Origin of the sequence: Acinetobacter sp. MYb10 (assembly GCF_002980175.2) — a bacterium.
Taxonomy (GTDB): Bacteria; Pseudomonadota; Gammaproteobacteria; order Pseudomonadales; family Moraxellaceae; genus Acinetobacter; species Acinetobacter guillouiae.
The window spans coordinates 3,922,893-3,936,349 of record NZ_CP058272.1 but is presented as its reverse complement, the minus strand read 5'-3'; the positions used below and the strand labels follow the sequence as shown (position 1 = coordinate 3,936,349).

Below are 13,457 nucleotides of genomic sequence, written 5' to 3'. Positions count from 1 at the left end.
AGATATAGATGTTTTACATAACCTCGATTGATATAGTATTTTCCATTTAACGTAAAAAATTAACTTTCTATTCATAATCAAATATAGATTAAATAATAAAGGTGGGGCCGTAAAATGATTGAATGGCTACAAGGTGAATTAAAACATAGTCCTGAAATCCTATTATTTTTATCCTTAGCAATAGGATTTTGGATCGGTCAATTCCAGTTTGGAAAGTTTCAATTTGGAGGTGTTGCAGGATCATTACTTGTCGCTGTTATTCTAAGTCTTATTGGGGTACCAATCGACAATGGTGTAAAAGCAATTCTTTTTGCTTTATTTATTTACGCAGTCGGTTTTGAAAGTGGTCCACAGTTTTTTAAATCGCTTGGACCACAATCCATTAAAGAAATTTTGTTGGCTATTTTTATGGCTGTATGTGGACTCATTACGGTCTTAGTCATGGCAAAAATCTTTAATCTAGATAAAGGCTTAGCCGCAGGTCTAGCTGCAGGTGGGATGACCCAATCTGCGATTATTGGTACGGCGGGCGATGCGATTTCTCGTCTAGACTTACCACTTGCAGAAATTCAAAAACTTCAAGCCAATGTTGCGATTGGATATGCTGTGACCTATATCTTTGGTTCTCTAGGCGCAATTATTGTCTGTGTGAATATCTTGCCAAAATTTATGGGACGAGAAATTCATGATGATGCCTTAAAAGCGCAAGCGGAACAGTTAAAAGGTGCATTTGAACTGGCACCTGGTCAAGAATTGGCTATGCCTGAAATTGTTGGTCGTATTTACAAAGTCAAACAAGCATCAGGACACACCATTGCCGAACTCGAAACAAAAGTACCGAGCGTCACCATTGAACGATTAAAACGCAAAGATCAATTTATTGATGTTGCGCCCGAAATTACCTTAGAGAAAGATGATGTTGTTCTGGTCGTTGGTCGCAGGACAAGTATCGTTTCCATTGCCGAGTTTATTGGATCTGAGTTGCAATCCTCACAAGGCATGGAAATGATCATGGATACCACAGATGTCATATTACGAAACTCAAAGTATGCCAACCGTACCCTTGGAGATATCAAAGCCAATACCCCAGATTACTTAAAGCATGGCATTTATGTGCTGGCAATTAAACGTAACAGTGAAGCACAAGCTTTAAGTGATGATACGGTCCTGCGTCAAGGCGATGTGGTCACCGTATATGGAACTAAAAGTGATCTTGAACGCCTAGTCAAAGAGGCGGGTAAAGCTTTACCCGAAAGCTTAAAAACAGACTGGATTTTCCATGGTGCAGGTTTAGTTGTTGGTTTAGTCATTGGCCTATTTGTTGTCCGTATTGGAGATGTTCCTTTAACCCTTGGTGCAGGTGGCGGTGCGCTGTTATCAGGTCTGTTATTTGGTTGGCTACGTAGCCGAAACCAAGTCCACGGCAATATGCCTTTAGCCGCTTCACAACTTCTCAAAGATCTAGGTCTTGCTGGTTTTGTTGCTGCTGTTGGTTTGCAATCAGGTTTACAGGCCATTCAAACCATTAAAGAAAGTGGCTTGTCCCTGTTTATGATCGGGGTGGTGGTCACGCTGGTACCGCTAATTCTTTCAATGCTGTTTGCCCGTTATGTACTCCGTTATAACAATGTCGCCGTAATGGCTGGAGCATTAACTGGCTCACGCAGTGCAAATCCCGCTTTTGGTGGCGTACTCGACAAAGCTGGAAACTCAATTCCGACCGTCCCATTTGCAATTACCTATGCACTCGCAAATGTATTTTTAACCTTGCTTGGCCCTCTGATTGTCGGTTTAGCATAAATAATTTTATAAATTTCAAACTCATTCACATCAAGATAATTAAGGAGACTTCCCATGGGGAACGTTGATTATTCAAAATACGCAAAACTGAGCCCATTTGAACTCAAAGATGAATTGATTGCTTTGGCACAAAGTCATACCGACCGTATGATGCTCAATGCGGGACGAGGAAATCCAAACTTTCTTGCAACTGTTCCACGGCGTGCCTTTTTCCAATTGGGTTTATTTTCTGCCACTGAATCAGAATTTTCTTTTTCCTATATGCCAGAAGGACTTGGTGGATTTCCTCGTGCGGAAGGATTGCAATCACGCTTTGACCACTTCATCCTAGAAAATCGTGACAAGCCAGGTGTTGTTTTTCTGGGTAAAGCGATTTCTTATGTTCGTGACCAATTGGGACTTGATCCCGATGCATTCTTACTCGAAATGGTCGAAGGTATACTTGGCTGTAATTATCCTGTCCCAGATCGAATGCTAAGAGTCAGCGAAAAGATTATTAAAGAATATGTTTTACGTGAAATGGGCGTACAAGGTATGCCTAAAGAGGAACTCGATTTATTTGCAGTGGAAGGCGGTACAGCTGCAATGGCTTATATTTTTAATTCATTAAAAGAAAATAAAATTATTTCACATGGTGATCGTATTGCCATAGGTTCGCCTATTTTTACCCCTTATCTCGAAATTCCAAAACTCAATGATTATCAGCTCGAAGAAGTACTCATCGAAGCTGATCCTAATCTTGGTTGGCAATACCCTGAATCAGAATTACGCAAATTAGAAGATCCATCGATTAAAGCATTTTTCTTGGTAAATCCAAGCAATCCACCTTCGGTTAAAATGAGTGATGAAGGTTTAGCGATTTTGGCTGATATTGTTAAAAAGCGTCCTGAGCTGATTATTTTAACAGATGATGTTTATGGCACATTTGCAGATAACTTTAAATCCTTATTTGCAATTTGCCCTGACAATACCATTCTGGTTTATTCTTTCTCTAAATATTTTGGTGCAACTGGCTGGAGACTTGGGGTCATTGCCTTGAGTAATCATAATATTTTAGATAAAAAAATTGCGGCGCTTTCTAAAAAAGACAAGAAAGAACTCGAAGAACGTTACTCATCCCTCACCACAGATCCATCTAGTATTAAGTTTATTGATCGCCTTGTTGCCGATAGCCGTAATGTTGCTTTAAATCACACGGCTGGATTATCCACACCTCAACAAGTACAAATGGTTCTTTTTGCTTTATTTAATATGATGGATTCTCGTCAAAGCTATAAAAAAGCAGTGAAATCTGTGGTTCGAGAACGTGATGCTGCGCTTTATAGACAGCTTGGGGTTGAAGTCCCACAAGATCCGAATGCCGTTGATTACTATACCTTGGTCAATTTAGAAAATACCTCACGGAAACTATATGGTGACGCATTTGCTGATTGGGTGATGAAAAATAAGAATCCAACAGAATTACTTTTCCGAGTTGCTGATGAAACAGGTGTAGTACTACTTCCGGGTTCAGGTTTTGGTGTTCAACATCCTTCTGCACGCGCCTCGCTTGCCAACTTAAATGAATTCCAATATGCAGCAATCGGGACTTCATTACGAAAATTTGCTGAAGAAGCCTATCTGGAATATAAAAAAGCCAGCAAAAAGAATAAATGAGTATAAATAGATTAAGTATTTGTTTTAAAAAAAGATCGCATTAATGCGATCTTTTCTGTTTGCGAATAGCTAACCAAGTTAAGCTCTATTTACTTGTAGTTATCAAATCTCATCACAGTATTCAAACAGTCTTAATTCTGCACTTTACATTTTATTGCTTTTGCAGGAGTAATATTGGTCGCTGAAACTAATTGAGTTGAATCAAAACCTTCAGTTTCCTCTATAAATAAATGATAGTCTTTAATATGAATCGTTGCCTGTCCCTCATATTGGCAATAATCTTTTTTAATATTGTCTGGTAACTTAAAAGTCTTTTTTGCTGCATCAAAGTTGCTAAAGCAAAACCATACATCTCGTGTATCACCTTTTGGGCGTGGAATAAGTGCAGCTGATGTTTTGTTAGGTTCAAAGCAAATATCATCGCCCATATAATCCAAATATTCAGGGTCTAAATTACGTGAAAATTTCCCTGTTAAAGTGGCTAGTCCCTGATAATTTTTAAAACCAGACTCGGTGTTTGTGTATTTGAAGCTTTGTGCTTGTGCAAATACTGGCAATATCCCTATGGCAATCGCTAAAATTTTGTTCATCATCATCCTAATCTACATTTTATAAAGTGCTAAATTTGCAGTAATTTTACCCAATCTTAACAAATAAAAGAACCACTTAGACATCTATGACAACAGCCTTTTGCTCAACAGCTTGACTTGTTCAATTTGTTGCGTGACCACCATAAGCTTTGGATAATCATCAGTAAGAGGATGTTTTTCCTGATTTTAAGAGATTGGCTAAAAAATGATATGTGTGGAAAAGCAAGAACCGAATTCATTGCTTAACTCGGTTCTCAATGAAATATTGTTAAACTATTTTAGGACGAGACAAAAACAATGTGTTGAACCTATTTTCTGATTGTAAATTCAGTACGCATTGATCCAATTCACAATATTGTGATACTCGCCATCAATGAAGATTAAACCACAAATTAGTACAACTTATGCTCAGCTTTAAAGTTTGTAAAATCCAACCGATTCTCTAAAGAAATCAAAGGTTCCACCTCTCGTAATGAATTTATACAACGCTGTGTAAGATGAATATATTCATTTGTTCCATTTCGCTTCCATTCAATTTCTTTTTCTAGTAAATCACGAACGACTTTTGCAGGACTTCCAAGAGCGAGCACATTTGCGGGTATAACAGCCTTGGCTTTGACTGTGCTATTGGCCCCAATAATGGTATTTTCACCAATTTCAGCTTCATCAAGAATGACACTATTCATGCCAACCAAAACATTTTTGCCAATTGTACAGCCATGTAAAATAGCAGCATGGCCGATATGCCCATACTCTTCGATTAAGGTAATACTTTTCGGAAAGCCATGAATCACACAGTTATCTTGTACATTGGAATTTTTACAGACATGAATCTGTCCAAAATCAGCACGTAACGAAGCAAAAGGGCCAATATAAACACCTTCTTCAAGAATAACATCACCAATTAATACAGCAGTTGGATGTACAAAGGCGTGAGGGTGTACGACTGGAATTACATTATCAATGGCATAACAAGGCATGTGAATAATCCATATTTTTCAAAGCCCAACTCATTTAAATAATTAAATGAACTAGTGGGTTTAAACACCCATTTCCTCAACTTTTAAACCACCAAATCGCTTATAAAACATAGGATGTAAAGGTGGCATAAAACCTTCTGATGTACGAGCAAACTGCATAAAGTACTCTTCCCCTGCAAAAACAACCAGTTGATAGAGGTTACTACTCAAGTTTCTCGCATTCAGCGATAACCAGTTTGAAGGTAATAATTCAAATGGTAAATTTGGGTCTTTTAATAAAATTCGGCGGAATTGATGAATAAGCAAAATACGGATTTGAAATGCTTGTGCGGCATCCATATCATCTGAATTTTCCACAAGATTTAAAAACTCTCGAAAATCTTGGATAAATTTTTCATAACGTGAATGTAACTCAAGAATTGGCCAATTAACTTCCACCATTCGTTTTACCGTTGGATAAGATTCTTGCCACAGTTGCAAAGTTTCAGCTTTAAAAATTACCACTTGATCTGTCATGTTCTGACTGAGCAATAAATTCTGTAATTTCAATTTATCGCAACTTGGATAAGCCATTACATTACTTGCGATACTGGCAAAACCCAGCCACTCCAACTCTTTCTTTAAAATTTGTTTATTATCAATATCTAATGAACTGAGTAAGACCAAATCCCAACTTTGATCCCATTCTTTATGATTAAAATTATAAATTTTAGTATCTGCGAGTGTAAAACCGTTGAGACTACTTTCAGTCACACGGTAATAACTTGTACGACCAATCTTTTCAGACACTAACCAGCCATTTTGTACCAGTCTAAATACAGCAGTCCGTACCGAACGTTCATTGAGCCCGAAAACACTCATTAACTGAATCAAACTTGCAAGACTGATAATCCCACCGTGATGATGCACACAGTCACCAAAAACCGTCATGATCAGTGACGTTCCACTTAACATTTCTTTGGTAATAAAATCATCTATAGCAAGTTTTAATTTTGAATTCATAATGTTCGATAGGACCTTAATTTAACAATCTCAAATAACAACACTCAAATTAACCAAGGCTAAGCGTACTTGATGGATGTGTAACATGATTATTGTTGCGCAAATCAAATACACGCTGAGCCTTACCTTCTGAACGTGGCAATGCCCCTTCTGTCAAAATTTCAATGCTTACTGTAATTCCAACCATCGTTTTGATCTTAGTTTTGAGCTGAGTACACAGTTGTGCGTGTATTTCCTGAGGTATATCTTGACGCATTTCTGTACGGATGTGCAATCCATCCAGATGACCTTGTTTACAAATTTGAATCTCATAATTAGGAACCAATTCAGGGATTTGTAAAATTTGTTCTTCAATTTGAGATGGAAACACATTTACACCACGAATAATCATCATATCATCACTTCGCCCAACAATTTTATCCATACGGCGCATTGTTCTTGCTGTACCTGGCAATAAACGAGTCAAATCTCGAGTTCGGTAACGAATGACAGGCATGCCTTCTTTGGTAATCGTGGTAAAAACTAATTCGCCCAATTCACCATCAGCCAGTACCTCTCCTGTTTCTGGGTTGATAATTTCAGGATAAAAATGATCTTCCCAAATGGTCAAACCATCTTTAGTCTCCAGACACTCCATCGCCACACCGGGTCCCATCACTTCAGATAGGCCATAGATATCCAGTGCATCAATTCTTAAACGATCTTCAATTTCTTTACGCATCTCATTGGTCCACGGTTCCGCACCAAATATTCCGGTTTTAATAGAGCACTCTTTAGCAGTACCAAATCTTTTTTCCAATGCTTCAATGATATTTAAGCAATAGGATGGTGTCACCATAATTGCCGTGGGTTTAAAGTCATGTATCAATTGTACTTGCTTTTCAGTTTGACCACCTGACATAGGAATGACCGTTGCGCCTAAGCGCTCAACACCATAGTGCGCACCTAGACCACCAGTGAATAGTCCATAGCCATAAGACACTTGAATAATATCTTGATTACTTAAACCTGCAGCACGTAATGAACGCGCCACAACATCAGACCAAACTTGAATATCTTTTTGAGTATATCCCACGACAGTGGGTTGCCCCGTTGTACCTGACGAGGCATGTACTCTGACTATTTGCTGTTGCGGAACAGCAAACATGCCAAATGGATAATTTTCGCGTAAATCTTTTTTAGAGGTAAATGGAAATTTAGCTAGATCTGCTAAAGTTTTAAAATCATCAGGATGTACCCCAACTTCATCAAATTTCTGACGATAGACGGCACTATTTTGATAAGCATGTTGCAATGTTTGTTTTATACGTTCAAATTGAACATTGCGTAATTCATCAACCGATGCTTTTTCTAAATGTTCCAATGTATTGTTATTCATATTATTACTCCCTGAACAGCCATCCTTTGGCTGTTTCTTAAAATCCTTGGTTTGGTCTTGCAGTGGCTGTTATGCGTCAAAATTTTCCAAAATAAGCGCAACACCTTGCCCAACACCCACACACATCGTACATAGTGCATATTTTCCATTACGGCGTTTCAATTCTTTCATTGCAGTGATCACCAAACGTGTACCACTCATACCCAATGGGTGACCTAAGGCAATTGCTCCGCCATTGGGATTGACCCGTGCATCATCATCATCCAGACCTAGTTCACGCATTACTGCAAGTGATTGTGCTGCAAATGCTTCATTCAGCTCAATGACATCCATTTGATCCAGACTTAAACCTGTCTGTTTCAGCAGTTTTTGTACTGCTGGTACTGGACCAATTCCCATATATTTTGCTTCAACACCTGCACTCACCATTGCAATAACTTTGGCAAGTGGTTTCAACTGATTTGCCGTTGCAAAAGCTTCACTGGTCAATAACACACAAGCGGCTCCATCATTTACACCCGATGCATTTCCTGCTGTGACAGAACCATCTTGTTTGCGGAATGGTGCTTTTAATTTTGCCAAACTTTCCAGTGAGGTATCTGCGCGTGGATGTTCATCTTCAGTTATACGTGTTAGATTTTTTTTACGATCGATTATTTCTACAGCACATATTTCTTCTGCAAACACGCCATTAAGTTGCGCAGTTGCCGTTTTTTTCTGACTATTGAAAGCAAATAAATCCTGATCTTCACGGCTAATCTGATACTTTTCAGCAACGTTTTCTGCGGTTTCGGGCATGCTGTCCACCCCAAAATTTGCTTTAAATTTTGGATTGATAAAGCGCCAACCAATAGTTGTATCATAAATACTTGGCGTTCGGCTAAAAGCTGTTTCTGGCTTGGACTGTACAAATGGCGCACGACTCATTGACTCAACACCACCTGCCAATACAAATTGTGCTTCACCTGACTTAATAGCACGTGCAGCCAAACCAATCGCATCTAATCCCGAAGCACATAAACGGTTTACCGTAATCGCAGGAACTGAGTCTGGTAGTCCCGCAAGTAATGATGCCATTCGAGCGACGTTACGATTATCCTCACCAGCTTGGTTGGCACAACCAAGGATAAGCTCATCTAACTGATCCCAAGCCAACGTAGGATGTTGTTGTTTTAAATATTGAATCGGCAAAGCAGCCAAATCATCTGTACGGATACTACTTAAAGCTCCTGCATAACGACCAATTGGAGTACGAATAGCATCACAAATAAACACTTGTTCCATTTTTTACTCCTTATCCTGCTTGTTTTAATTGTTGTGTTTGCTTTACGGGTAAAGCTGAAGCTGCAACTTTTTTTCTTAAATACAGACTTGGGCGATAGCGTTCTTCACCATAAACTTGATGTAAATTTTCTAAAATCATCAAAATCTGTTGTGCACCCATTTGCGTCATCCATTGGAATGGACCTTGCGGATAATTCACTCCAAATCTCATGGCAGCATCAATATCGTGTTCTGTCGCGACATCATGCAAAACCGCCTCGCAAGCTTCATTGACTAACATTGCAATGCTTCGCATTACATATAACCCAGGATGATCTTTTGTCCAAATTACATGAACACCAATTGCAGCAAAGAATTGTGTCATTTTATCTTGATCTGCTTGGCAACATGCTGGAGATGCAGTCGCTGCAATTGCTTTAGCTTTGTTCCAATCCGCATGCCAATCCATCAGTACAACTTTTTGATGTGTATAAACAATATCGGCAGATTCGCCTTGCGTGAGTTGGAGATCAATATCATCAATTTGAATATAATTTTGTTGAGACACAACTTTGTTGATATTGAATGTCGTTTGATTTTTTAGGCGCTGAATAAAATCAGCTTGATTGGCCCATTCACCATGGATACTCACATTCATGTTCTGTGAGCTATCCTGAGTCATTTCAGGTAAGCGATATACTGGTGTTGGTTGTTCTTGATGATAATTATAGAAGCCTTGTTTATTTTTACGCCCCAAACAACCTGCATCTACCAGTTGTTTTTGAATAAGAGAGGGACGATAACGTGGCTCGTAAAAAAATTCCTGATAAACGCTCTGTGTCACTGAAAAATTCACATCTTGACCAATTAAATCCATCAACTCACATGGTCCCATCGCAAAGCGACCACATTCACGTAAAATGAAATCTAACTGTTCAGGCGTCGTCACATTTTCCTGTAAAGCACGGAAAGCTTCAGCATAATACGGACGAGCCACGCGGTTCACAATAAAACCAGGCGTAGATTTGGCTAAAACCGGTACTTTGTTCCATGTCTGCATCAGATTAAACAAAGCATCTGCATTCACTTTGGCAGTTTTTAAGCCTTGTACAATTTCAACTAGTTTCATTACTGGTGCAGGATTAAAAAAGTGTAATCCAATCACACGTTCAGGTTGTGGAATCGCAGACGCTATTGCAGTTATTGAAATGGAGGAGGTATTAGAAGCAAAAATAGTCTGTTCTGAGCAAATTGCAGCAAGTTGTTGAAAAATGCTTTGTTTCACTTCTTTATTTTCAACTACAGCTTCAATAATTAATCCTGCTGCCGCAAGTTGTTGAATATCATCCGCCACAGTTAAATTCACCAATGCACTGTCCACAAGGGCCTGTGTTATTTTTCCAGCTTGTACACGTTTATTCAGTTGTACTGTCAGCTGTGCAAGTGATGCCTTGGCTGTATTGAGATCAAGGTCAAAGAGCAGCGTTTGATGACCATTCATCGCAGCCAGTTGAGCAATCCCGATACCCATCGTTCCTGCACCAATAACAGCGACATTTGCTTGCTGTAAATTGAATTGTTGCATGATTAGCATCCTTTAAATTCAGGGCTACGCTTTTGCATAAATGCTTGTACGCCTTCTTTATAATCGCTGGAACGACCTGCTAAACGCTGTAAGTCACGCTCTAAAATCAATTGATCATCTAGGCTATTGTCAGCAGCAGCATGGATTGCTTTTTTAATTAAAGACAAGCCATAGGTGGGTTGTGTTGCCAAATGCTTAGCCAATTTTTCCGCTTCAGCTTTGAGTTGTTCATCTGCAACACTTTGCCAAATCATGCCCAGTTGCTCTGCCTTTTCAGCAGAAATTTTATCGCCCAGCATTGCCAAACCCATTGCCTGCGCGCGTCCAACCAAACGGGGTAAAAACCAAGTGCCTCCTGAGTCAGGCACCAATCCTAAGCGACAAAAGGCTTGAATAAATGATGCAGATTTTGCGGCAAGAACAATGTCACAAGCCAAGGCAATATTTGCACCTGCTCCAGCCGCCACACCATTTACTGCACAAATCACGGGTTTCTGCATTTCTGTAATCAGTTTGATTAATGGGTTGTAATATTTTTCAATCGATACCCCCAAATCAGGTGCGTCTGCATTGGGATCAACCACTCGATCAGCTAAATCCTGCCCGGCACAAAAACCACGACCTTCGGCTGAAATCACCACCGCGCGAATATTTGAATCTTTGGCCCAGGCCTTTAATGTTTGTGATACTTCATGATGCATCGTTTCATTAAAACTATTCAGTTGCTTTGGGCGATTAAAAGTTAAATAACCGACTGCATTTTTTTCTTCAACAATTATGGTTTGGTAATCCATCACACACCTCTAAATTCTGGTTTTCTTTTTTCAAAAAATGCATCAATACCTTCCTTACGGTCTTGAGTTGCCGTAAGCCAGACAAAATGCTGACGTTCTTGCTTCAAGCCTTGGCTTAAAGTTACTTCATGGATGGATTTCAACGATTGTTTAATGACATGGATTGCCAATGGCGCTTGTTTGGCAATTTTTTCAGCCAGTTCAATTGCATATTGCACCGTCAGTGCGCTTGGGCAAATTTGGCTACTAATGCCATGTTGCAATGCAAGCGCTGCAGAAATACGTTCCCCTGTCATTGCCCAACGCATGGCCAATTGCTGTCCGACCAAACGTGCTAAACGCTGCGTACCACCTGCACCAGGCAACATACCCAAACCAATTTCGGGTAAGGCAAATTGTGCATTTTCACCAGTCAGCACAATATCGCCATGCAAGGCGAGCTCAAAGCCTGCACCAAAGGCAAAGCCATTGATCGCCATAATGATTGGTTTTGAAAACTCATCAATGTGTTTCCATAGTAACGGACGTTGATCTTGCTGGATTGTCACCACATCAAGGGCTGCCAATTCTGTTAGATCAGCACCCGCTGCAAAACATGTTTCATTACCGGTAATCACAACGGTTTTAATACTTTGGTCCCGCTCTAAATCTTGCAGCACATCCACAAGTTGTTTTAAGGTGGCATTATTTAGCGCATTATGTTTTTCTGGGCGATTTAACTCGATAAGCATGACGCCTGTTTTCACTAAACTGGTTTTTAAGAAATCCATCTCTCTGCTCCAATGTTATTCCGTTTTATTCATCAAAACTCAAACGCACATTTGGAGTCGTCGGCAATGCTTGACAGCTGAGTACATAACCTTTTGCAAGTTCTTCAGGTTCAAGACTATAGTTAATTGCCATCTCGACCTTACCTTCAAGTACTTTGCATTTACAGGTTGCGCACACGCCACCTTTGCATGCATAAGGTAAATCAGCACCGGCACGTAATGCAGCATCTAGAATACTGTCATCTTCTTTGGCGACTTCAATGATCAACTCACGCCCATCCAGCACAATATTGACTTTTTCTTCATTACGATTGCCAATGTGCTGTGCTGTGGCTTTTTTCACAGCCCCGGTATTAAAACGTTCAGTATGAATTTTGCTGCGTTCAATGCCAAATTCAGGTAAAACCGTTTCGACGGCCTCCATCATTTCATTGGGACCACAGGCAAAACAATGATCAAATTCAGCATGAATCAGATTTGCTTTAAATAATAATTGCAGTTTTTCAGCATCAATCCGACCATTAAACAAAGCACTGTCATTCATTTCACGAGAGAAGACATTGATCAATTGAAAACGCTCTTTAAAACGATCCTTTAAATCCATGATTTGCTCAGCAAACATGGTTTGTTTCCAAGTACGATTGCCATAAATCAGAGTAAAACTGACAGCTTGTTGCTGTAATAACACTGTTTTTATAATGGATAAAATTGGGGTAATTCCACTGCCTGCGGCAAATCCTAAGTAGTTCTTTCCTCCAGTTTTGGCAACTTTTTGAAAAAAAATCCCTTGCGGAGGCATTACTTCAAGTTGATCACCGGCTTTTAAATTGTCATTTGCCCAAGTTGAAAATTGACCTTGATCAATTTTTTTAATCGCGATACTCATATCTTCTTGAACATCGCTACAAATCGAATAACAACGACGAATTTCACCACTTTCTGTTAAATGGCGAATGGTTAAATGTTGCCCTGGTTGATACTGAAAGCGCTGTTGCTGTTCTGGGGTAAGATCAAACGCAATACAAATCGCCTGCTCAGTTTGGGGCGTAATTGATTTTATGGTTAATGGTACAAATTGACTCATGTGAAAATCCTCTTTCATTTTAACTTTTCAAACTGTTGAACAATGTTCAACTTAAATGCATTTGAAATAGTCAAATGGTTCTAAGCAGTCTTGGCATTGATATAAGGCTTTACATGCAGTAGAACTAAATTCGCTTAATAATTTGCTGTGTATGCTGTGGCAATGCGGACATTCAATCCCATCGGTTAAGGCGACATGCGTACCACAACTGTGTGCCTCGCCTTTTGGAGGTGCGATACCATATTTTTTCAGCTTGTCTTTGCCATTTTGGCTCATCCAATCGGTGGTCCAAGCTTCAGATAAATCCACCACAACTTGAATCGGTGTGAAACCTTTTGCAGTAAACGCGTGTACGATTTCATCTTTCAGCACGTCTGTTGCAGGGCAACCGCTATAGGTGGGTGTAAGTCGAACCACAATATTATTGTCCTGATTCAACTCCACCCCACGAATCATGCCTAAATCCACAACCGATAACACCGGAATTTCAGGATCAGAAATCTGTTGTAAAATATCCCAGCAATCATCGCTAAATTGTCGAATTAAATTCATGTG

12 protein-coding genes are annotated in these 13,457 nt (G+C 39.6%); 2 read left to right on the top strand and 10 right to left on the bottom strand.

All coding sequences use genetic code 11. The annotated features are described in order from the left end of the window. Positions 1–114 precede the first annotated feature (114 nt). Positions 115–1,800, top strand: a complete 1,686-nt coding sequence (aspT, locus tag CQZ96_RS18445) for an aspartate-alanine antiporter (RefSeq protein ID WP_105713461.1) — start codon at positions 115–117, stop codon at positions 1,798–1,800. 54 nt (positions 1,801–1,854) lie between these two features. Then, a complete protein-coding gene (locus CQZ96_RS18440) occupies positions 1,855–3,456 on the top strand; it encodes a bifunctional aspartate transaminase/aspartate 4-decarboxylase (RefSeq protein WP_105713460.1) in 1,602 nt (533 codons plus the stop codon). A gap of 131 nt (positions 3,457–3,587) precedes the next feature. On the opposite strand, the gene CQZ96_RS18435 is transcribed toward CQZ96_RS18440, so the two are convergent. From CQZ96_RS18435 to paaD, 10 genes are all read right to left on the bottom strand, one after another. After that, on the bottom strand, positions 3,588–4,046 hold the full coding sequence (locus CQZ96_RS18435; RefSeq protein WP_105713459.1) for a hypothetical protein: 459 nt from the start codon (positions 4,044–4,046) through the stop codon (positions 3,588–3,590). A gap of 392 nt (positions 4,047–4,438) precedes the next feature. Beyond that, positions 4,439–5,026 carry a gamma carbonic anhydrase family protein gene (locus CQZ96_RS18430; protein ID WP_105713458.1) on the bottom strand — a complete coding sequence of 196 codons (588 nt, stop codon included), beginning with the start codon at positions 5,024–5,026 and terminating at the stop codon, positions 4,439–4,441. Positions 5,027–5,086: 60 nt separating this feature from the next. Beyond that, complete coding sequence (locus tag CQZ96_RS18425; protein WP_105713457.1) at positions 5,087–6,028, bottom strand: PaaX family transcriptional regulator C-terminal domain-containing protein; 942 nt, start codon at positions 6,026–6,028, stop codon at positions 5,087–5,089. A 49-nt stretch (positions 6,029–6,077) separates the two neighbouring features. Next, the gene (gene paaK / locus CQZ96_RS18420) at positions 6,078–7,406 is read right to left on the bottom strand and encodes a phenylacetate--CoA ligase PaaK (protein ID WP_105713456.1); all 1,329 of its coding nucleotides are present in this window, start codon (positions 7,404–7,406) and stop codon (positions 6,078–6,080) included. 69 nt (positions 7,407–7,475) lie between these two features. Further along, a complete protein-coding gene (gene pcaF, locus CQZ96_RS18415; protein WP_105713455.1) occupies positions 7,476–8,690 on the bottom strand; it encodes a 3-oxoadipyl-CoA thiolase in 1,215 nt (404 codons plus the stop codon). A 10-nt stretch (positions 8,691–8,700) separates the two neighbouring features. Continuing rightward, positions 8,701–10,254 (bottom strand): 3-hydroxyacyl-CoA dehydrogenase, encoded by a 1,554-nt coding sequence (locus CQZ96_RS18410; RefSeq protein ID WP_105713454.1) that lies wholly within the window; start codon positions 10,252–10,254, stop codon positions 8,701–8,703. 2 nt (positions 10,255–10,256) lie between these two features. Further along, positions 10,257–11,048 carry a 2-(1,2-epoxy-1,2-dihydrophenyl)acetyl-CoA isomerase PaaG gene (gene paaG, locus CQZ96_RS18405; protein WP_004717756.1) on the bottom strand — a complete coding sequence of 264 codons (792 nt, stop codon included), beginning with the start codon at positions 11,046–11,048 and terminating at the stop codon, positions 10,257–10,259. Then, complete coding sequence (locus CQZ96_RS18400; protein WP_105713453.1) at positions 11,048–11,818, bottom strand: enoyl-CoA hydratase-related protein; 771 nt, start codon at positions 11,816–11,818, stop codon at positions 11,048–11,050. Before CQZ96_RS18400 ends, paaG begins: the two co-directional genes overlap by 1 nt. Before the next feature lie 25 nt (positions 11,819–11,843). Beyond that, positions 11,844–12,902, bottom strand: coding sequence for a 2Fe-2S iron-sulfur cluster-binding protein (locus CQZ96_RS18395; RefSeq protein ID WP_105713452.1), 1,059 nt, complete (start codon positions 12,900–12,902; stop codon positions 11,844–11,846). Positions 12,903–12,953: 51 nt separating this feature from the next. Next, positions 12,954–13,454 carry a 1,2-phenylacetyl-CoA epoxidase subunit PaaD gene (gene paaD / locus CQZ96_RS18390; RefSeq protein ID WP_105713451.1) on the bottom strand — a complete coding sequence of 167 codons (501 nt, stop codon included), beginning with the start codon at positions 13,452–13,454 and terminating at the stop codon, positions 12,954–12,956. Positions 13,455–13,457 lie beyond the last annotated feature (3 nt).

What these genes read in the sequence shown, in the direction of transcription:
- aspT (WP_105713461.1), top strand. Translation starts at nt 115, where the DNA reads ATGATTGAATGGCTACAAGGTGAATTAAAACATAGTCCTGAAATCCTA.
- CQZ96_RS18440 (WP_105713460.1), top strand. Translation starts at nt 1,855, where the DNA reads ATGGGGAACGTTGATTATTCAAAATACGCAAAACTGAGCCCATTTGAA.
- CQZ96_RS18435 (WP_105713459.1), bottom strand. Translation starts at nt 4,046, where the DNA reads ATGAACAAAATTTTAGCGATTGCCATAGGGATATTGCCAGTATTTGCA.
- CQZ96_RS18430 (WP_105713458.1), bottom strand. Translation starts at nt 5,026, where the DNA reads ATGCCTTGTTATGCCATTGATAATGTAATTCCAGTCGTACACCCTCAC.
- CQZ96_RS18425 (WP_105713457.1), bottom strand. Translation starts at nt 6,028, where the DNA reads ATGAATTCAAAATTAAAACTTGCTATAGATGATTTTATTACCAAAGAA.
- paaK (WP_105713456.1), bottom strand. Translation starts at nt 7,406, where the DNA reads ATGAATAACAATACATTGGAACATTTAGAAAAAGCATCGGTTGATGAA.
- pcaF (WP_105713455.1), bottom strand. Translation starts at nt 8,690, where the DNA reads ATGGAACAAGTGTTTATTTGTGATGCTATTCGTACTCCAATTGGTCGT.
- CQZ96_RS18410 (WP_105713454.1), bottom strand. Translation starts at nt 10,254, where the DNA reads ATGCAACAATTCAATTTACAGCAAGCAAATGTCGCTGTTATTGGTGCA.
- paaG (WP_004717756.1), bottom strand. Translation starts at nt 11,048, where the DNA reads ATGGATTACCAAACCATAATTGTTGAAGAAAAAAATGCAGTCGGTTAT.
- CQZ96_RS18400 (WP_105713453.1), bottom strand. Translation starts at nt 11,818, where the DNA reads ATGGATTTCTTAAAAACCAGTTTAGTGAAAACAGGCGTCATGCTTATC.
- CQZ96_RS18395 (WP_105713452.1), bottom strand. Translation starts at nt 12,902, where the DNA reads ATGAGTCAATTTGTACCATTAACCATAAAATCAATTACGCCCCAAACT.
- paaD (WP_105713451.1), bottom strand. Translation starts at nt 13,454, where the DNA reads ATGAATTTAATTCGACAATTTAGCGATGATTGCTGGGATATTTTACAA.